This is a genomic window from Mesoplasma tabanidae, from assembly GCF_002804025.1.
Lineage (GTDB): Bacteria > Bacillota_I > Bacilli_A > Mycoplasmatales > Mycoplasmataceae > Mesoplasma > Mesoplasma tabanidae.
In genome coordinates, this window is record NZ_CP024969.1 from 414,134 (window position 1) to 435,088 (window position 20,955).

Annotated in this window: 21 protein-coding genes; 8 read left to right on the top strand and 13 right to left on the bottom strand. The window is 25.2% G+C overall.

Going from position 1 to position 20,955, the window contains the following annotated elements; all coding sequences use genetic code 4:
- Positions 1-17 precede the first annotated feature (17 nt).
- Positions 18-983, top strand: a complete 966-nt coding sequence (locus tag MTABA_RS01840) for an IS30 family transposase (protein ID WP_100679500.1) — start codon at positions 18-20, stop codon at positions 981-983.
- Positions 984-1,031: 48 nt separating this feature from the next.
- Here MTABA_RS01840 and MTABA_RS01845 read toward each other — a convergent pair whose 3' ends face one another.
- The gene (locus MTABA_RS01845; RefSeq protein WP_100679501.1) at positions 1,032-1,586 is read right to left on the bottom strand and encodes a hypothetical protein; all 555 of its coding nucleotides are present in this window, start codon (positions 1,584-1,586) and stop codon (positions 1,032-1,034) included.
- A gap of 111 nt (positions 1,587-1,697) precedes the next feature.
- On the opposite strand from MTABA_RS01845, the gene recD2 reads away from it, so the two are divergent.
- Together recD2 and MTABA_RS01855 are read left to right on the top strand one after the other, a co-directional pair.
- Entirely contained in the window at positions 1,698-3,929 is a 2,232-nt protein-coding gene (recD2, locus tag MTABA_RS01850) for an SF1B family DNA helicase RecD2 (protein ID WP_100679502.1), read from the top strand.
- Positions 3,922-4,557, top strand: coding sequence for an MFS transporter (locus tag MTABA_RS01855; protein ID WP_100679503.1), 636 nt, complete (start codon positions 3,922-3,924; stop codon positions 4,555-4,557). Before recD2 ends, MTABA_RS01855 begins: the two co-directional genes overlap by 8 nt.
- A 15-nt stretch (positions 4,558-4,572) precedes the next feature.
- Here MTABA_RS01855 and MTABA_RS01860 read toward each other — a convergent pair whose 3' ends face one another.
- Genes MTABA_RS01860 through MTABA_RS01905 form a run of 11 tightly spaced genes read right to left on the bottom strand, consistent with a single transcriptional unit; the run spans position 4,573 to position 14,390 of the window.
- The gene (locus MTABA_RS01860) at positions 4,573-6,600 is read right to left on the bottom strand and encodes a lipoprotein (protein ID WP_100679504.1); all 2,028 of its coding nucleotides are present in this window, start codon (positions 6,598-6,600) and stop codon (positions 4,573-4,575) included.
- Complete coding sequence (locus MTABA_RS03880) at positions 6,588-7,388, bottom strand: SGNH/GDSL hydrolase family protein (RefSeq protein ID WP_167373356.1); 801 nt, start codon at positions 7,386-7,388, stop codon at positions 6,588-6,590. The genes MTABA_RS01860 and MTABA_RS03880 overlap by 13 nt, the downstream gene beginning before the upstream one ends.
- Entirely contained in the window at positions 7,349-7,915 is a 567-nt protein-coding gene (locus tag MTABA_RS03885) for a lipoprotein (RefSeq protein ID WP_167373322.1), read from the bottom strand. Before MTABA_RS03885 ends, MTABA_RS03880 begins: the two co-directional genes overlap by 40 nt.
- A 1-nt stretch (position 7,916) precedes the next feature.
- The gene (locus tag MTABA_RS01870; RefSeq protein ID WP_100679505.1) at positions 7,917-8,837 is read right to left on the bottom strand and encodes a hypothetical protein; all 921 of its coding nucleotides are present in this window, start codon (positions 8,835-8,837) and stop codon (positions 7,917-7,919) included.
- A 56-nt stretch (positions 8,838-8,893) separates the two neighbouring features.
- The gene (locus MTABA_RS01875) at positions 8,894-10,006 is read right to left on the bottom strand and encodes a Y-family DNA polymerase (protein ID WP_100679506.1); all 1,113 of its coding nucleotides are present in this window, start codon (positions 10,004-10,006) and stop codon (positions 8,894-8,896) included.
- Positions 10,007-10,022: 16 nt separating this feature from the next.
- Entirely contained in the window at positions 10,023-10,826 is an 804-nt protein-coding gene (locus MTABA_RS01880) for a TlyA family RNA methyltransferase (protein WP_100679507.1), read from the bottom strand.
- Positions 10,826-11,032: an exodeoxyribonuclease VII small subunit gene (gene xseB, locus MTABA_RS01885; RefSeq protein WP_100679508.1), complete on the bottom strand. Its 207-nt coding sequence runs from the start codon at positions 11,030-11,032 to the stop codon at positions 10,826-10,828. Before xseB ends, MTABA_RS01880 begins: the two co-directional genes overlap by 1 nt.
- Positions 11,022-12,236 carry an exodeoxyribonuclease VII large subunit gene (gene xseA, locus MTABA_RS01890; RefSeq protein WP_100679509.1) on the bottom strand — a complete coding sequence of 405 codons (1,215 nt, stop codon included), beginning with the start codon at positions 12,234-12,236 and terminating at the stop codon, positions 11,022-11,024. Before xseA ends, xseB begins: the two co-directional genes overlap by 11 nt.
- Complete coding sequence (gene nusB, locus MTABA_RS01895; RefSeq protein WP_100679510.1) at positions 12,236-12,640, bottom strand: transcription antitermination factor NusB; 405 nt, start codon at positions 12,638-12,640, stop codon at positions 12,236-12,238. Before nusB ends, xseA begins: the two co-directional genes overlap by 1 nt.
- Positions 12,641-12,679: 39 nt before the next feature.
- Entirely contained in the window at positions 12,680-13,561 is an 882-nt protein-coding gene (locus tag MTABA_RS01900; RefSeq protein WP_100679511.1) for a deoxyribonuclease IV, read from the bottom strand.
- 4 nt (positions 13,562-13,565) lie between these two features.
- Positions 13,566-14,390 (bottom strand): riboflavin kinase, encoded by an 825-nt coding sequence (locus tag MTABA_RS01905; RefSeq protein WP_100679512.1) that lies wholly within the window; start codon positions 14,388-14,390, stop codon positions 13,566-13,568.
- A 127-nt stretch (positions 14,391-14,517) separates the two neighbouring features.
- Here MTABA_RS01905 and MTABA_RS01910 point away from each other — a divergent pair, with 127 nt between their 5' ends.
- Positions 14,518-15,528, top strand: coding sequence for a hypothetical protein (locus MTABA_RS01910; protein WP_100679513.1), 1,011 nt, complete (start codon positions 14,518-14,520; stop codon positions 15,526-15,528).
- Positions 15,529-15,568: 40 nt separating this feature from the next.
- Here MTABA_RS01910 and MTABA_RS01915 read toward each other — a convergent pair whose 3' ends face one another.
- Positions 15,569-15,877 (bottom strand): hypothetical protein, encoded by a 309-nt coding sequence (locus MTABA_RS01915; RefSeq protein WP_100679514.1) that lies wholly within the window; start codon positions 15,875-15,877, stop codon positions 15,569-15,571.
- A gap of 103 nt (positions 15,878-15,980) precedes the next feature.
- Between MTABA_RS01915 and MTABA_RS01920 the strand changes: the two genes are divergently transcribed.
- From MTABA_RS01920 to MTABA_RS01935, 4 genes are all read left to right on the top strand, one after another.
- Entirely contained in the window at positions 15,981-16,757 is a 777-nt protein-coding gene (locus tag MTABA_RS01920) for a glycerol-3-phosphate acyltransferase (RefSeq protein ID WP_100679515.1), read from the top strand.
- Between the two features lie 51 nt (positions 16,758-16,808).
- Positions 16,809-17,300 (top strand): isochorismatase family protein, encoded by a 492-nt coding sequence (locus MTABA_RS01925; RefSeq protein ID WP_100679516.1) that lies wholly within the window; start codon positions 16,809-16,811, stop codon positions 17,298-17,300.
- 128 nt (positions 17,301-17,428) lie between these two features.
- A complete protein-coding gene (locus MTABA_RS01930; RefSeq protein WP_099651182.1) occupies positions 17,429-17,665 on the top strand; it encodes a S1 RNA-binding domain-containing protein in 237 nt (78 codons plus the stop codon).
- A gap of 400 nt (positions 17,666-18,065) precedes the next feature.
- Positions 18,066-20,954 (top strand): ATP-binding cassette domain-containing protein, encoded by a 2,889-nt coding sequence (locus MTABA_RS01935; protein WP_100679517.1) that lies wholly within the window; start codon positions 18,066-18,068, stop codon positions 20,952-20,954.
- Position 20,955: the final 1 nt, after the last annotated feature.

Sequence of the window (20,955 nt, forward strand, 5' to 3'; positions counted from 1 at the left end):
AGCCCAAAGGAGTTACCATGAATAATTATAAACAAATATCTTTAAAAGAAAGAACATTAATTGAATATCTATTAAATGTTCAAAATAAATCAGTTTCTTTCATAGCTAAAGAACTAAATAGAAATAGATCAACGATTTACAGAGAAATCAAAAGAAATAAAGCAGCTGTAATTTATAAAGCTAAAGATGCGCAATTTACTAGAGACATTAATAACACCTTATCTCATCAAAATGAAATAAATAAATATAAGGAATTCTTAAGATTTCTTTATGCAAATTTTAATCCAAAAAGCTTTAGTATTGATGTTTGCGTTTTTAAGGCCAAAGAACTTGGAATCAAAACCCCAACAACTCAAACTGTTTACAATTGAATTAAAAATAAACAAATAAAAATAAAATCAAAAGACTTGCTTAGACCTAGGTTTTGATGAAGAAAGTCTAGTAAATATAAGAAATATCTATGAGAAATTTCAAAAATGAACTCTATTCCAATTACTTATAGACCTAAAAATATTAATAAAAGAAAAGAAGTAGGTCATTTTGAAATAGATTTAGTTGTGGGTGCAGGTAACACTTCAAAAGCAATAATTACACTTCTCGAAAGAGTTACCCGAAAGGGTTTTGCAATTAAACTAGAAAATAAAACTATGAAACATACAAATGAAAAATTAAAAGAATTAATTGGAAAAGAAAATTTAAATATTAAATCTATCACTAAAGATAACGGTATGGAATTTAATCTTTTACATGAAGTCACACAAGAATTAAGCATGCCACTTTATACATGTAATACGTATGCTTCTTGTGAAAAAGGCACTAATGAAAACTTTAATGGATTAATCAGAAGATATTTACCTAAGAAAACTAATTTTACAAATTTAACAGATGATAATATAATTGAAATATTAAATGAAATAAATAAAATGCCTCGTAAAATTCTGAACTACAAATCAGCTCAGGAATTTTATGAGACATTCGGTTAGAAGTGTTGCACTTCCAATTTTAATTTATAAGAAGATTACTTCTAGTTTTTACTTATTAAATTTAATTTTTACTTGATCAACTAAATTTATTTCATTTCCACACATATTTATTTCATTTTTAAAGTTTGCTTGGTAATTTTTAGTTAAATTATTATATAAAAAGTTAATATTCAATTGGTTTTCTAAGATATTATCTAAAATAATTGGTTTAAAGTGAGATATTTGATTTCTTAGTTCTCTAATACCGTCAAATTCATTTCTTAAAATGACAGGTCTGTCACTATACTTATTTTGGATTTTATCTAAATGCTTAAAATATAAGTTTTGTACTTCACTCATATTAACATTCTCTTTCAAAAAGAATTCTATATCTCTAATATTACAATTCATTAATACAGCTCTAATATATTCTTCAAAAAAACATATATAGCGATAAAGAATATATTTAAGTCTTAGATCATATTGAATCACAGCGGCAATTTTAGCGTATTCATCAGTGTTTAAATATTTAGCAATATATTGATGATACTCAATACCTTTAAGCTCTTTATATTTATTGTATGAATCTATTTCATTTTGATTTTTAAATTTTATTTCAATCATAATATCTCCGTTATGATAATTATTACACATTAGTTTAAATTAATCTTTAAAAATAAATAATGGTAAATAAACCTATTTGTTATAAAATATATAAATAAAAAGGATGAGAAGATGAACGAATTATTAACTTTTAGAGGATATGTAGTTAAATATGGTTTTTCAAATGATGCAGGTTGAGGAACAGGAACATTTGCTAGTGAAGACAATCTTAAACAACACATGAGCATTAAAGGATCAATAACTAGTATGGATAAAAAAACTTTATATGAAATAACTGGTTCTTTTGAAGAACATCCCCGTTATGGTAAAAGTTTTAATGTTCAAACTTATCGAAAAGCACCTATTCATTCAACAAAAGAACAAGTTAAGTTTTTAGCTGGTCCAGCATTTCCTGGAGTAGGAGATAAAACTGCTGAAATTATAATAAATCATTTAGGGGATAAAGCAATTACGCAATTGGTTAAAAATATTAGTTTATTAAATGAAATCCCTGGACTAAATCCAATATATATTCCAATTATTAAGAAAGGTATTGAAGAAAACATAAGACAAGAAGGCCAAGAGAGACTAAGATACATCTTTTTTGAAAACAACCTTAAAACTTCAATTCTAGATTGAATGGATAATCACTTTGATCAGGATAATGACATTATTGAAAATATTTTTTCAAATTCATTTTTATCATTTGCTAAAGACAAAGAAATTGCTTCATTTGAAGAACTAGATAAAGTGGCTGTTCATTTTGGTTTACAATTGCATTCACCAGAAAGAATTGCTTATTGAGCTTGAAAATTAGCAGATGATTTTTTATTTGCATCTGGTGATAGTTATACAAACAAAGATTATTTATCAAGAAGTTTAATGCGCAAACTAAAAATTCAAGATACTGATTTATTATTTGAGGGTATTTTATATGCTAAAGAAAAAGGCATTTTAAAATTAACTAAAAATCGTATTTATACAGAAGAATCATGAAGAGAAGAGCAAATTATCGCAGATAATATAATTAAGCTTAATATACCCACTAAAAATGCCAATAAAGATAATATTTCATGAGAAATAGATCAAATAGAGCAAGAAATTGCTTATGAAAATAAAATTAAAGACTTTAAGTTTGACGAAAAGCAAAGAAAAGCATTGGAACTATTTGCTAATAATAAACTTTCAATTATTACTGGTGGGCCTGGAACAGGTAAAACAACATTAATTAAAGGAATAGTTAAATTATTTAGTCGTATTAGTGGAACTGAAGATTATGCAATAGCCACTCCAACAGGAAGAGCAGCGGCTAGAATTAGAGAAACTTATAAAAAATCATATGCAACAACTATTCATAAGTTATTAGAAGCTAAAGAGTTAAATAAATTTCAAATTACACAAAATAATCCATTAAATCAAAAATTAGTAATCTTAGATGAATGTTCAATGATTGATAATAAATTATTTGCAAGTTTTATCCAATCTTGTGATCGTGTTAGAAAAGTAGTATTAGTTGGAGATGCTAATCAATTGCCAAGTGTTGGTTATGGAAATACATTTGCTGATTTATTGGAACTAGACTTTTTAAAAACAATTAAATTAGATACTGTTCACAGACAAAAAAATGGAAATGGAATTGTTGATTTAGCTTATAAAGTTTTAAATGAAACATTAGAAATTAGTGATTTAGAATCAATGAGTAATGTTGAAATCAACTTTGATTATAATAATGAAAATACAATGAATAAAGTAACTAAAATAGTTGGTGAACATTGAGATGATTTAGAAAAGAAAGCTAATCATTTACAAGTAATATGTCCAATGTATGGAGGTAGTTTAGGAATTGATGAAATTAATGCTCAAATTCAAAATGAATTTAATCAAAATGTTAAAGACAAAAAGAAAGTATATGATCGAGGAGACTATCGATTTGTAGTTGAAGATAAAATTATGTTTTTAAAAAATGATACTGATTTGGATTTGGCTAATGGAGATGTAGGAAAGATTATTAAAATTAACTATAATGCGATTGGTAAATTAAAAGATGTTTTAACTGAATTTAATGACAAAGAAATATTATTACAACCTAAAAACTTTAGTGATGTAAAATTATCATATGCAACAAGTGTACACAAAACTCAAGGTAGTGAGTATAATAATGTTTTATTAGTTATTGATAATCCTAAATATAATTCAGGCTTTATTAATAAAACTTTAATTTATACAGCTGTAACTAGAGCTAAAGATAAAATTGTAATATTAGGTGATAGTGATTTGTTCTTTAATGCAATTAAAATAACTCCACCAAGAAGAAATACAACACTAATTGAAACTATGTTAGAAAAGAGAGAAACTAATGGGTAAAAAAGAGACATATTTAAAATACTTGGCAACAACTTCAGGATTATTTTTTTTAAGTACATTATTAATTAAATATTTTGATTTTAAAAAGAATATATTTAATGGAAATTTAACAACTTTATTAATAACAGAAATTATATTATTATTAATCGGTGGTATCTTATTAGGTTTTTATTGATTTGTTAAATTTTATGATTTAAAAAAAGAAAAAGAATATGTGATGAGTAAGAAAGAAAAGATTTACTTTATGTCATCTTTAGGACTTTATGCATTAAGTTTCTTATTAACTCTGATATTTATTATAGTTTCTTATAACATGGTTAATGTAACAGTATTATTTTTTGTGATGCTTGTAATAATATTATTAGGTTTAATAATAGGATCAGTTTTTGAAATGATAAGTCGTTTAGGATATCAAAGTTATGTAGCAAGAAAAGAATATGAACAAACACAAATAATTAAAAAAGAACGTATTAAGAAAATGATTTCTGAAAATGATGAGCTAACAGAAGAAGAAGCTAACGTTATAGTTAACACAAATAAAAAAAGAACAAAAGAAGCTGAAGAACTATTAAAAGCTGATGCTGTTAAAAAGAAAAAAGAAAAAGACACTAATCCATTTAAAGATTAATGTCTTTTTTGCTAATTAATTTTTAATACTAATAGCTGAAATAGAATACTTATTTTTTACTATAACAATTTTAATAATAATAGTTTTATTATTTATAATATATTCAAAAGTATTATGATCTAATTGATTTTCATTAGTTACTTCAACTGAATTAAATTTTGCTTGCATTTGCTTTTTCAGCTCTGCTTGCATTTCTTTAAATTCTTCTGTTTTAGCATTTAATGCTTCAAATAAACCATTGCTTCCTTTTGTGTCATTTAATATTTTGTTTAAATAATCAAAGAATGAACCATTTTTAATAAAAGCTTCTTCGCCTTTTTTTGATGGTCTAATGTATCCTAATTTTGTTATCAACTCTTTAGGATTTTCTTGTGCTACTTTAACAACACCCTGTAATTGGTTAACTAAATTACCAATATTATTAAAATCTAATTTTAAAGGATCATTCTCATTTGTTGTTGTTAAGTCAGTTAAGCGACTTAAAAATGTTTTAATAGTATAATTTCCACTAATAGGGAATCCTAAAACATTAATTGTTTTATTTTCATTAAACTTTTTGTCCATTAGTGATTTTAATAAACTATTTCAAGTTACATCTCATGGGTTTATTAAAACACCTTGATCCATTAGGCTATTAATTAAATTAGCTGTCTTTTCATCAATTGTTCCTAGTGAAACTGCAACCTTTAATGCTGTTGTAATTAATGGTTTAATTATTTTTTCACTTAGATTTCCAACAATATTGTTATTTGAACTTATTAGACCTAAACCTCCAACAAGCATACTACCAATTGGTTTTTCTGGCGTTGAAGTACCATTTAACAGTGCTTTAAATACTCCGCTTAAACCAATATCACTATAATTTTTATTAGTAAAATTTGAAATAAACCCATCTATGTCTGGAATTGGAATGATTCCACCACCATCAATTCGTTTATAATTTTGTTGACCTCTAAATAAAAATTGCAATAAGTTTTGTAACTCATTACCAGTTTCTTCACTAACTGCTTTATTCAAATATCTTATTAGGTTTTTGACGTCTATTTCATTTTTTATATTAGAATATTTTGTGCTTCTGATAGCTTGTAATTCTTTTCATGTAAGAGTGTTAATTGTAGTAGGATTACTATCAATTACTAGTAGTCTTTGAGTTGCAAAATTATTTAAGTAAATAATCATAATTCTTGCAAAATTTATTATTCCACATAAAGCATCTCAATTATCAACTATGTTTAAATTTATGTTAGATTGCTTTGGAAGGTCTTGCATTGCTAAAACAACACCATTTAATGCTGGGTCTCTTCATTGAGTTGCTTCATTAGCTGTTGAATTTTTATATCTTTCATCTTTGTTCGCAAAAACATTTAAAGCATTTCCAAAATCAACAATAGCTGAATTTAAAGTTTGTTCAATTGTATAATTTTTATATTTAGATTGTGAAGGATTTAAAGCTTCAGCTAATTTTTTAATATTAGCATCTGGTAATAAAGCCGCTGCATAATCTAGTATTCCCTGTTCTGAAATAATTTGAGGCATTATATTTATTCCTAAATCAGCTAAATATAAAAGCATTTCAAGTATTTGACCTTTAGTTATAAAAGAAATTAAAGTTGGATAAATATTTGATAAGTTCATCAATAAATTAGGATCTTTTGGAGTTTGTCCTGATGTTATTTCTATTTTACTTTTATCTTTTAATTTACTGTTTATTAGTTGATAACCAAAATAAACTGACTGAATATCAGAGATACGTGAAGTATTATCAATCCCATTTTGTCCAGAAGCCTCAGCAGTTTTATCTAGTTCTTTAATTCACTTATTTTTAACCATATTTTGATAAACATAATTAAAATCATATTTTGTTGATTCACTAGAGTTTAAATAATAAACTTTAGAGACTTGCTTTAATAAAATATTTATATCTTGTTCATTATAAAGAGCTGCTTTTTTTGTAGGTGGTTGTATTTGTGCGCATGCAATAACTGATACTGAAGCTGATGCTGTTAATGTAATAGCAGAAAGCAATGAAACTAGTTTTTTCATTTTTTACTCAACTCCTCTGCATGACCTAAAAGAATATCAGAAACTAATCGATGAACTTCTTTAGTTGGGTGAACAAAATCAGTAAAGAAATAATTTTTCATTGCTTGATCACGATCTGAAATTCTACTTTTATCTCTAGTTGCTGAAATGGTTATATCTAAAGTATTTTTTGCTCCAAATATAATATCACCTTTAAATTCGTTAATAACTTGACTAACGTTTTGCAATAAATCAACATTAGGATCAGTATTAAAAGTTATTTTTTCATTATTTAATTTAACTTCAATTGCTTGTCCATTACTGTATGCTTCTTCAATGATTGCATTTTTGTTGTCTTCACCTAGAGAATCTTTAAACTGACTTACAAGTTCATCGGTTTTATTGAATAAATCATATAATTCGATTGAGCCAGGGTAATATTGTTCAACTTCTTTTAAAACGTTATTTATTTTTGAATAATATTCATTACAAATATTAATAATAAATTCAGCTTTTGCTTTAGCTTTTTCATGTTCTTCAGATTGAATTGTTTGATCATTTGCTTTATTAAAAATATCACGATATCTTGGTGGAAAATCCATTCTTGGTGGAGTCATGAAAATAATATTTTTAACTCCATTATTTAAAAGATTAAATAATCCTGTTCTTACTCTATCAATACTGTCTTTCATAAATTCAGCTTGTTTAGCTTCGTTTCCATCAAATCCAATTAATGAAAATAAATCATTTCCTCCAATTTCAAAGAAAACTAAATCATTATTATTAATTTTATGTTGAGATAAAATAATGCTTCTGTTTGTCTATCAATTGTTGCATCGTTTAATAATATACCTGTTGGTAAATCAAGTTTAGCAGCAGTAGCTCCTCCAACTGAATAATTTTTACCATAATTGCTTTCTTCTTTTTTAGACAAAAAGTTACTTGGTTTCATTTCTCCAAAACCTAGTTTTTCTGAAAGAATTGTTCCAGCAGTCATACCATTACTAAATGCTGAATGATGAACACCTTTACTTGTTTCATATCCATAAGCACCAGATAAACTAATATTAATATCAACCATTGAATTTGCAAATTTTGTTTTAACTAAATTTGTAATTCCATCTGTATCACTTAAGCTATCACCAACAATATAAAAATTAGTAAAGCCATATTTACCTGGTTGACTATCATCAATTGCTTTTGATTTATCAATACCTTTACCAATTAATAATGGATTATTACGCATTGATTCTTCAGTTTCACCACAACTAACTACACTAGTAATAACTGGTGTGATTAATGCAGTTGCTGCTAAAATTGCTAATAATTTTTTCATATTATTCACCTGTGCCTTCTTGAGCTTCAGTTTTTTCTCATTTTTTATATTTTCAGATTCCTATTCCTAAACCAGTAGGAGTTAATACAACAGCTGATAGCATAATAATAAAAGTTGCTTGTGCCATTGTTAGACCTCTTGTAAAGTTAGGGTGATATAAATCATCAATAGTTACATAATCAGCAACGTCATCAACTTTAAGATTTTTATTCATAAATGGGTTTTGTAAAGTTTGAATGTTAATTGCGTATTTAATTGAATCAATTTGCTGGTTTAAAAACCAAACTTTATTATTTACAAGTTTTGTTCCTGGTGATTGTTTAACTTTAATTCCTGTTAAACCAGGACCAGTGCTTTGAATTAGTTCCTCATATTCATCTTGATCTCAAATAGATTGTTGTTTAATTGCATTTTGTCTTAAATCACTTGAAAACATCTCTTTAATACCATTTTTATGGAATATTCATTGAGTTCCAGTATTAACATAACCATATGATTGAAATTCTGATGCAATTGCTTGATCAAATTTAATAATATCCATTGCTATATCATAAAAGTCGATTTCTTGTTTTTGATCAATAATAGGTTGTCATTTATTAGTAAATCATTGGTTTGAAAAATCAGTATATAAAGGTGTAAACTTTTCTTTTTCTTGTGCATTGAATGAATCAATTGTAGATATTGCATCAGCTATATATGAATTTTTAATTACATTGTTCATAATGGGTTTATATAATGGGCTTGATGGATCTAAAACATATTTATTTTTAGGCATTATAATTTTTAATTGGTTTTTAACAGAAGTAATAAATCTAATTGATTCAATTCCAACTCCAGGTATTGTTGAAGCAACAGCTACAACTCCATATAAAGAAGACAACACAATAAGTGTTATTCCTTGTTTTTTAAGTCCAAACTTCATAAAATGTCTCCTAAATTATTTATTTTGTTTCTTTTAATATTAAGTATGATTATACATTAAATAATTATGTTTTCAAAACTTTGTTGCTTTATCAACTTATCTTTTTCAATTAAATTTGCTACTCCAATACCTATTAATGATATTGATTCCCCATCGTAGATATCATCTAAAATAACCTTTACTGTTGAATATATTTTTTCTAAATTATCAGTGTGTTCTATAAAAGTTTCACTATATGACTTTCGCTTTTTATGCTCTTTTTTATCAAAATTTATTTCTTGGTTATAAAACTTTATTGATAATGAAACAGTTTTTGCAAGTACATCATTGTTTTTCATTCTTATAACTACTTTTTCAGCTAAACCAAATAAAACTTCCTCAATGTCTTCAATTGACATATTTCTTTTTTCAAAAGTTTTTTCTTTAGAAATTGATTTCATTGATGTATCTCAATAAGCTATTTCGTTATTTTTTATTCCATTTAATTTTTGATACATTTTTTGTCCCACCAATCCAAATGTATTTTCAATAACTTTTTCATCAAGTTTAATAAAGTCATTAACAGTTTTGACTTCTAGTTTTTTCATTTTTTCTAATGATGAAGTTCCAACTCCAATAACGTCTTTGATTGGCTTGTTTCAAATTAATGTTTTGTAATTTTCTTTAGTTATAATAGTTATTCCATTTGGTTTTTTCATGTCACTGCCCATTTTTGCAAATAATCTAGTAAAGCTAACACCAATGCTGCATGTTAAACCTGTTTCTTGATAAACTGCAGTTTGAATAGCTAAACTAAGATTTTTAACATTACCATATTTTTTTCAAATGTTAGTAGCATCAATAAAGCATTCATCTATTCCTAGTATCTCAACTTTATAAGTAAACTGATCTTTAATTAAGTTAAAAATTCTTTCACTATATTCTTCATATAAATCTCTATTACCTTCTTTTATTATTAATTCTCCATAAGCTAATTTTTTAGCTTCAAAAATAGGTGTACCAGCTTTTATCCCATATTTTCTAGCATCATATGAAGCAGCAACAATAATGCTTTTATCATTATTACGTGCAACAACAACTGGCTTATTTTTCAAAGTTTTATCATGTGCTTGTTCACAGCTTGCAAAAAAAGCATCCATATCAAGATGCAAAATTACTTTTTGATTCATGTGGATGCCTCCCTTTTTAAGTTAAATATTTTCAAGATTGATTAACAACCTTATTCAATTCTTCTTCTTTTCATTTTTTTTGATTTTCTGTTTTAGTTAAAAAACCTAAATACTCAATATTCTGCTTTTTATTACCAACAATTGGTGAATAAGTGAGTCTATCTACTGAGAAACCATTTTGTTTAGCATAATGTATAAAATTCTTAATAACTTGTAGATGAGTTGATTTTAAATTTACTTTGCCATTTTTAGCTAACTCATTTCCTGCTTCAAATTCAGGTTTAATTAACATAACACCATATGTTTGCTCTTTAATTAAATTATTTAATGCAGGCAAGATTTTGTCTACTGAAATGAAACTCACATCACAACAAAAGAAGTCAATTGTTTGATCAAAATCTTCTGGTTTTGCATATCTAAAATTATATTTTTGCATATCTTTTACTAAAGGATTATTTTTTAAAGAAAAATCTAGTTGATCAGTTCCTACATCAACTGCATACACTAAACTTGCTTTATTTTCTAAACAGACTTCTGTGAAACCACCAGTTGATGCTCCTATATCTAAACAAACTTTATTATTTAAGTCTATTTTTCAATCTTTAATTGTTTTTTCAAGTTTTAATCCTGCTCTTGAGACAAAAGTACTTTGCTTTAATTTGATTTCTATTAAATCTGTTTCATTAACCATAAAACCAGCTTTTGTAATTAAATTATTATTTACGTATACTTCTTTTCTATTAACTATTTGTTCTTTTGCTTTGCTTCTTGTAGAAACTAAATTCTTTTCTACAAGTACTTCATCTAAACGTTTTTTCATTAATTAAATTCTTCGATTTTATTTTCTTCTAAAACTTTGTTAATAGTGCCTTTGTATTCAGTTAGCTTTTCTTTTGCTAATTGAATTCTTCTAATATTTTCTTCAAATATTTTCATTGCTTCTTCCATTGATATTTCACTTGAAGATAATTTTAAAGTTGCTTCTTTTAATTCAGTAATTAACTGATCGTATGTTTTATTTTCCATTTTTCTTTACTCCTTTAATAATAGTTTCAATTTCTCCATCTTTTAAGACTAATTTCAGTTCTTGATTTATAGCCACTTTATCAATTGAATTAATTATTTGCTTATCTTTACCCATAATTAGTCCAAATCCCTTATCCATAGGCTTTTTAGGGTCTAATAATGCTGTTTTTGATTCAATGTTTTCAATAAACATTTCATTTCTAGTAATAATATTTTTTATATTATTAATAAAACTCTTTTTAATATAGTTTAAATCTAGTAATTGTATATCATATTTATTATTAATTTTTAAAACATTTTGCTTTTTCAATTCTTCTAATTTTAATTGTTGATTATTATAAACATTTTTAAATATTCGAATTTGATTTTCATAGTTATACGCTAATTCTTTTAAAAGTTCTTCAGTACTAATTGATGCTAATTCAGCAGCAGCTGTTGGTGTTGCTGCTCTTAAATCAGCAACATAATCACTTAATGTGACATCTGGTTCATGCCCAACAGCACTTATAACTGGAATTGATGAATCAACAATTGCTTTTAAAACTTCCATTTCATTAAAAGTTCATAAGTCTTCATAACTTCCACCACCGCGACCAACAATTAAAATATCTAATTTAGGTTCAAATAGGTTAGCTTGTTGTATTTTTTTAGCTATATCAAACTGGGCAGTCTCACCTTGAACCATTGTTGGAAATAAGTAAATGTTAACTGAAGGCATTCTTCTTTTTAAAGTTGTAATCAAATCTTTAATAGCAGCACCAGAATCAGTTGTAACTAAACCAATATTTTTAGCAAATCGATTAATAGGTTTTTTTCTTGATTCATCTATTCAACCTAAAGCTGTTATTTCTTTTAGACGTTCTTCAAAAATTGCTTGAAGATCACCTTTTCCCTCAACACTCACATCAACTGCTTCAAAACTAACTCTTCCATTTGGTACATAATATGTTAATCTTCCATAACATGTTATTTCCATTCCTTCTTTTACATTTAAATTTGTAAGTTTATGTGCATTACTTTTTCATATCATTGCACCTATAGTACTTTGATTATCTTTTAAAGAAAAATATACATGTCCTGATTTGTTAAAAGTTAGGTTACCTACTTCTCCTCTGACATATATATTTTTAAAATAATTACTACCTTCAATTGCTTCTTTAAAAATTTGACTTATTTCAGCTACTGAAAATATTTTGTTTTCCATTATAGTTTTATAACCTTATCTAAACATGCATTTACAAACTTGTAATCAAAATCAACTTCATTTTCTTTCACTAAATTAACTAATTCATTAATAGTTACAGCTTTTGGAGTTGGAGTAAAGATAATTTCATAAGTACCAACAATTAAAATTGATTGAATATATGTTGGTATTCTATTTCATTTTCAATTTTCACTTAAATGTTTTTCAATTTCATTTTTCAGATCTGAAAGTTTTTCAGCGATATTATTTGCTATTAAAGTTGTTTCAACATCTAATTTTTCTTGTGTTTCATCTAGTATATCTTGTTTAATATAATTAACATCATTATTCATTAATAAATATCTATAAAACATTTGTACTAAATATGTACGTCTTTTTACCATACTTAATTTTTGTTCACTCATAATATCACCTTCCCTACTTTTATTTTATTATCTCATATTTTACTTAACTTTTTTGGAAAAATTTTTATTAATTAAGTTTTCAATTTCTTCTTTATATGGAGGTTTATCTTCTACATAAGGTGTTTCTAAAATTTTTGGAATATCAATATATTCTTCATCTCAAAGTACTTTTAAAAGATTATCAAATCCTATATAACCATAACCGATATTTTCATGTCTGTCCTTATGTGCTAATAACGGATTTTTTGAATCATTTAAATGAAAACAAATTACTTTTTCTTTTCCGATTGTATTATTAATTTCTTGCTTTATTGAATCTCAATCATTAAAGTCATATCCTGCATCATGCATATGACATGTATCTAAACAAACAGCCACTTTATTTGGTTCATCAACATTATCAATAACGTATTTAAAATCATTTAATGATAAACCAACTTCAGTACCTTTGCCAGCCATTGTTTCTAATGCTATTATTACATTATTTTGACTTGAAGCAACAGCATTTAATCCCTTAACTAGAGCATTTAATGCATCATTATAATTGCCTTTTAATCTAGCACCTGGATGTAAAACTAAAATCTTCACTCCAATATCTTCACAACGTTTGATTTCTTGTTTTAAAAAATCAACTCCAAAATCTCAAGTAGTTTGATTAACAGGATTTGAAATATTGATTATATAAGGAGCGTGAACAACTAAATGATCTTTATTAATATTATTTTGCACTAATAGCTGGTTAAATTCTTCAATATGTAATTTATCAGTTGCTGTACGTATAGAATTTTGAGGTGCGCCTGTATAAAACATGAAGGTATTAGCTTCATAGCTCAATGCTTCATTTACACTTCCTATTAAATATTCACCATGCTTATTTGATTTGCTCATTCCAACATGACTACCTAAGATTGGTTTTTTCATTTTTTTATTCTCCTTTAAAATAATTTATTGCGTATTGTTTATCTTTGTTTAATAATTCTTTTAATTCTTCTAAACTGTTTACTTTAATACTTTCACGAATGAAATCTATAATTTCAATATCGATCCCTCATCCATAAATATCCTGGTCAAAATCTAAAAGATGACTTTCAAATACATTAATACCATTTTTATTAGTTCAATAAGCGCTAATACTTGGATATGTTTTATCATCATTAGGTAGTTTAGTTGTTGTTAAATAAACAGCTTCTTTTAAAATTAATTCATCATTAATAATAATATTTGCTGTAGGGTAATTAATTGTTCTTCCAATGTGATTTCCATGTTCTACAAAACCTTTAAAACCAAAGTTAAATCCATTAAGTTTTTTATATTCTTTTATTTTTCCTTGTTTTAAAAAAACTTCACTTTTTTTAATGTCATCATTAAGTTTAAAATCATACTCAACAACCTGTTTTTGATCAAAAGCAGCATTAATTTTTTTTAAATCTGAGTTATTACTTAGTACATAAACTTTTTTAATATTTAAATCTTGTTTTATTCTTTCATAGTTATATTCTTGACTAAAAGAGTGTCATAAAACAACTTCACAATCTAATTCACTAGCTTTTTGTTCTATTCCTTTATTAGAAATAATATTCTTAAAATTACTTGTTTCTTTTTGAATTAAAATTACTTTTAAATTGTCTTTTTTTGCTTTTTCAATTAAATTTGTCTCATTTTTATCCCACTTATCAAATTCTGCAAAAACAGCTACCGTTTTAGGTTGATTTCAAAGCATCATTAGCATTTCATTATAATGTATAGTCATTTTTATCTCCTTTTCACTTATTACGAATTAATTTAATTATATTTGTAAAAATCTAATTAATGTTTAATAAATTGTTAATTTATTTCTATTTTAGATTATAATTATAAAATGTGAAAAGGAGAAATTTATGGCTGAAAAAAAACAAGCTAAAAGTAAAATTAAAATTGTCAAACCGCTAAAAAAAGAAGTCAAACAAACTAAAGAGTTACTTTCTGATTTAAATAGTAAAATTAACAATAGTGAAGTTTCTGAAAAAGAAAAAAGATTAACTTTAATCAAAACTCATAAAAAAATTACAAATCTTTTACTACAAACAATACCATATTTACTATTCTTATTTATATTGGATGTTTTTATGTTAAGCGTAATTACAATATTATTTGTTCTTTCAGCGTTTGTACTTGAAGAAACATCAGCAGCTGTTGTTAGATATATATTATTGGGTATATCAGCATTCATGCTTGCAAAATTTACATATATGAACTGATTTTCAAAAAACTTATATTTTAAAAAGATTATTGTATTTAAATATAAGTCAAAAGTTGATAGACAAAAGTTTAAAGCAGTTAGAGAAATTTCATTTACACCAATATGATTCTTAATTTTCTTTGTTGCTTCAAATTTTTATATAACTATTTTAGTAAACTTTGAAATTCAACAAAATTTTGTTTCAAATCAAGATAATTCTGTTTTAATTTGAGCTGTTCTAAGAACAACTATTGATATGATGCTTCTTCCATCATTCTTAAACTCATTTAACAAAATTGCTGATAGATCTAAAGCAATTGATGCAAACTATGTTAAATTGATTAAAGACCAATACTTCTCAAATAAATCTCTATTTGAAGATGTAGAGTTTGAAGAAAACTATTTAAACTTAAAATTTAGTAAAAATAATATTACTTCAAAAAACGGATTATTTATCTTAGTTAATAAAGATGATTTAACTAGACCAGATCAAGGCAGAATGATTGAAATTAATAATGAAATATTAGATCGCTATAAAGAAATTTGAGAGAGTTATGTTGATTTACTTGAAAATAGAATGAAAGCTAAATTCAATAAAGCAACTGTTCATAAACTTTTCTGATTGGAAAGAATTTATGACACAATTTTCTTAGACTTATTTGAAATTTAGTATGCAAAATAAAAAACCTTATGTTGGTTCATAAGGTTTTTTATTTTTTATCTTCTATTAATTTTTCATTATAAATAACTTGAAATTCGTTACGTGCTATTTTTTCTTTAATAGGTAAGACTTGGTTTAAATATTTAGGGTTTGTTTTTCTTCCAGCCATTAAAGCGTTGTAAATAACTCAACCTAAAATGGGTATGAATCATAATAATCTCAATCAACCAGCAGTTCTACTATCAATTTTACTTACTTGTTTGTAAAATTCCTTGTTGTCTACTTTTAGTTGAGCATTTTGTTTTACTAGTTCTTCAACTGTTAAGTCTAAGTTTCTTTTTAATATTTGTTCACTCATAGTTTCTCCTATATATTCAGTAATTTAACTACAATAAATTTTAACACAAAAAACTAATATACTATTTGATATAATAAATTTGTTATTGAAAGGATTTGATTAAATGTTTCCCTATTTAGGAATTATTATTGCTTCAATCTTTGGTTATTTATTGGGTAGTGTTCTTTGATCAGTTCCTGTTACTAGATGAGTTAAAGGCGTAAGCATATACGAAGTTGGTTCAAACAATCCTGGAGCTACTAATACTGTTAGAATATTAGGAAAAAGATGAGGTTTAGCAGTTGCATTACTAGATGGATTTAAAGTTTTAATAACTGCAGCATTTGCTATTGGTTTGTCAATGATACCAAATGAATTATTTAGTAAAACAAGTTATTTTATTCCGTGTATTTTTGTTTTAATTGGGCATTGTTGACCAATTTGATTTAAATTTAGAGGTGGTAAAGCTGTTAGTTGTTTCTTAGGGTTATTAATTGTTGTAAATTACTTATATTTCTTAATATTTTTTATTGTTTGATGAATATTTGCATTTAAATACCGTAAAGTTAGTTTATCTTCAATTATAGGAACAGCAACAATTTTATTGTTAATGTGATTACCTTGAACCTATGGAGTAATGAACTATAGTATATTCAATGGTTATGATTCATTTATTGTCGCTTGGAATGAACATATTGTATTTAGTTTTTACAATTTCTTTCATAAGTTTTCTTCAGAAATACATGGAACTAATTTTGCAGATGGAATGCTAACAGGTCAAATAGTGATTTTAATAGGTATGGTCATTTTAGTTCTAAGACACAAGACAAATATTATTAAATTAAAAAATAAAACAGAGGAACCAATATATCCAAAAAAACAAAAAAATACTAAAATGTAGCAATTTTTGCTGCATTTTTATTTGCTATAATATTAAAAAGAGGTATTTTACATGAATAAAGCTTTAATAATAGTTGATTATCAATTTGATTTTGTTGATCCAAGTGGAAAATTGTACGTACCAACTGCTGAAACTAAAAAAGAATATATAGAATCATTAATTACAGAATATAAAACTAATAATAATCTTGTTGTTGCAACTAAAGATGTTCATCCTGTTGATCATTATTCTTTTTCTGAATGAGGTGCACATTGTATTACTGGTACAAAAGGTACTAATTTATATTTTAATGATTTACAAGTTGATAAGATTATTAAAAAAGGAACTAATAAAAATACAGAAAGTTATAGCGCATTTTTTGATGAAGCAGGAAATTCAAATAATTTAGATGAATATTTAAAAGTAAACAATATAACTAGTTTAACAATAGTTGGAGTTGCTCTGGAAGTTTGTGTAAAAGCAACATTTGATCATGCAATTGAATTAGGTTATGAAACTATTATTGACTTGAAAGGTTGTGCAGGTTTTCAAGATAAAAAATAAAAACTACAACATTTTGAAAGTAATTGATATAATAAAGTTAGTATTTGAACAAATTGAATCTTAAAATTTTAACATTATAGTTCATAATTTTATCTATTTGATCAGTATTATAGAAAGTAGACGACAAAATGAACAAAGTTATCTCAGTTAAAATTTCTGATATTGCTCCTTTTGGTGCATTTGCTATTTTTGAATTAGACGGTAAACAATACAAAGGTTTAATCCATATTAGTGAAATTGCTAACACTTTTGTAAACGACATTAACGATTTCGTTAAAGTTGGTCAAGACGTTGAAGTTCTAATCTTAGAATTAAACGATGAAAAAGCTCAAGCAAAATTATCAATCAAAAAAGTTAACGCTTAATTAATAATTAACAAACTATGAAACCTAATTACGAAAAATCAAAATAATGATTAGAGTTTAAAATATTTACAAAAAGACACAGTTATTTTACTAATTGTGTCTTTTTTATATTTGTTAAATTACTTTTTAACTAATAATTTAACTTTTTAATTACAATTATAAACATGTTTAATAAACTTTTGAAAATTTAATATTTTTTTAACTTTAATTAGTAAGCATATATTGCTTACTTTTTTTCTTATTATACTTACTGGCTGAATAAGAATTTAAGTGTTTTTCAACAAAATTATTGAAAGACTTGCTTTTTTTTTTTTTTTTAGATAATTAACTCTAAGGTTTGAAAAATAAAAGTCAAAAGTCAAACCAGCAAAATATTAAAAATGATGTAGGAGAAAACAAAATGGAAAAAAATATTTCAAAATCAAAGAGTGTTATGTTAAAAAATTTTAACAATAGCGCCGTGATAGTAGACCATTTTCATAAAAAATTTAAAGATATAAATATAGGACCATTTTCTTTTAATATAGAAAAAGGAAAAGTTACAGCATTGCTTGGAAGTAGTGGATCAGGTAAGAGTGTATTTTTAAACTCATTACTTGGTGCTACTTTGAACTATGATGGAAATATCTATATTAATGGTAAGGAACGCAAGAAAAGCAGTTCAATTGAAAATAACTCTAATGTAGGGTTTTACTCTCAAATGGATTTCTCTTTATATTCAATTACAGCTTATGACTTTTTATACAATATGTGTAATGTTATGGGTTTAAATAAAAATTTAGTAAAGTCAAGAATTGAATACTGATTAAAAAAGTTTGACTTATGAAATTCTAAGGATAAACCTTTAAATGCATTTTCATGAGGAATGAAAAATCGTATGAATTTAATTTTGTGTTTCATAAAAGAGCCAGAAATTCTTATTTTGGATGAACCAGGTGCAAATTTAGACTCTAAATGAAGAGGGCAGTCTTACAAAATACTAAAGGAGTTCAAAGAACAATTTAATAGCACAATTATATTAACAGTTCACAACATTGATGAAGTATATAATATAATTGAAAATTTTGTAATTCTAGAAAAAGGTAAACTATTATTCTCAGGATCAAAAAATGAATTAAATTTATACAAGAAAATAAATGTTTCATTCGAGAAAGATGTTGTATTAGCAGAAGTTGAAAAGCTGTTAAATCAACATAATATTTTAACGTTTAATTTTGATTTAGTTACTAACTCGTTAGTTATTGGTTTAAAAGAACATCAAACATTTAATGATGCCTTAGCTATTCTAGAAAAGCATCATGTACAACCAAAAGATGTAATAGCACAAGCTATTAATATGGATGCTATTTTAAAAGCTTTAGAAGATAAAGACAAACCACATAAACCAAAATATGAAGCGCTAAAAGAATATACAATTGATAGTTCAAATAATAAATCAGTTGATTTAGATAACGCAATGGACTTTTTAAGCAAAATAGAAGACAAATATAAAAATATTTTAAATTTAAGTGAAGATGAAATTAAAGTTGGTTTATCAAATGATCATGTCTTAATAAGCGATGATTCAAGTACTTCAGCATCTGATAGTTATCAATCTTTAGTTTTAAGCGATACAATCTATGTTAGTGAAAAAGTCTTATCACCAGCTGAAATAAATACGATAAAAACTGATTTTTTTGATAAAGTACAAGAACTTAAAAATTTAAAAACAGAAATAAATCAAATAATAGCTGAACAAAAAACTGAAATTGATTTAAATATCGATGATTTAAAAGATTACTTTGCAAAAGTTAAATTAGAGTCAGAAATAATTCATCAAGCAAAAAGAACATTTGAAGATGAAGCAGCTAATTTAAAAGTTCTTTTACAACAAACAGAAGCTGAAACTCAAAATTTAGAATTTAAAAAAACAGATTTACAAATTAAAATCGATGAATTAAAAGAACTACAAGATGAAATTATTTTAACTTCAGCTAATGAATATCAACAATTTGATTCAATAAAAACTGAATTTTCACTTAAGCTTGAAGATTTAAAAAAATATATTGAAAAAGTTAAGATTGAATCAGAAAATTCATTAACTTCTGAAATTGAATTAAAAATGAATGAATTTAAAGAGTTCGAAAATCAATTCAAGGATTTAGTTGCTGTTCAAAAAGAAATTATTCAAGAGGAGATCAAAGACTTTAAGAGCTATTTAACTCAAGTTCAAATTGAATCTGATGAAATTAATAATTCAAGAGATGTTTTAGATAAAGACTTAAGTGCGTTAAAACAAAGTAGAGAAGAATTCTTAGTTGAAATTGAATTAGAACAAGAAGATATTGAAATTCAAAGACTTGATTTAAATTTAAAATTTGATGAATTGAAAAAATTACAAGCAGATATTGCTGTTGCAACAATTAGTGAATATAAAGAAATTGATTCAATTAAAGCTGAATTCTCAAATAAACTTATAGATTTAAAATCTTATGTTGAAAGCATTAATGCAGAAACACAAATTGTTCAACAATCAAAATCTGAATACTTGGAAAAAATTAAAGAATTTAAAGAATATCATGATGAATTTAATAAGACAGCTTTTGCAGAAAAAGAATCAATTAAAAATAGTATTTCAGAATTAAAAGAATTTATGCATCAAATTCAAATTGAATCAAGCGAAATTAATCAATCAAAAACTGAACTTGAAGAAGAAATAAAAAAATTGAAAGAAGCACAAAGCAATGTATTAGACAAAATTGAAATTGAAAATATTTCAACTCAATCAAGACGAAAAGAATTAGAAAGTCAATACAGTGAAATCAATGCACTTCAAAGCAATATAACTTCAAAAGTTAATTTAATTAATGAAGGTTCATCAAGTATTAATGAATCTAATTTTGAAATTTTAAAATTGAAAGAAGAATTAGAAAAATTAAAATATCAAATGAGTGAACAACAAAATTTAAAGAGATATGCAAGTACACCACAAACATGAAATAATGGTTTTGATAATCTTAATATGCAACAAGAAATGTGACAAAAACAAAGTGCAGCTTTATTTAAGGATCAAGAATTAGAAAAAATTAAATCGGATTTATACAAAGAAAAGAAATACTTTGAAGAATTAAGAAAAGAAATGATTTTTGAAAAAGAAATGAATCAAAAGTTAGCTAAATTTGATAATGAAATGAAACAACGTGAAAATGTTTTAGAACTTGAAAGAGTTAGACGTGAAATCCAAGAAGAAAAAAACAAATTAAACGAAGTATTGATGATGCAAAATTTATCAAGTAAATTCTTAAAATAAA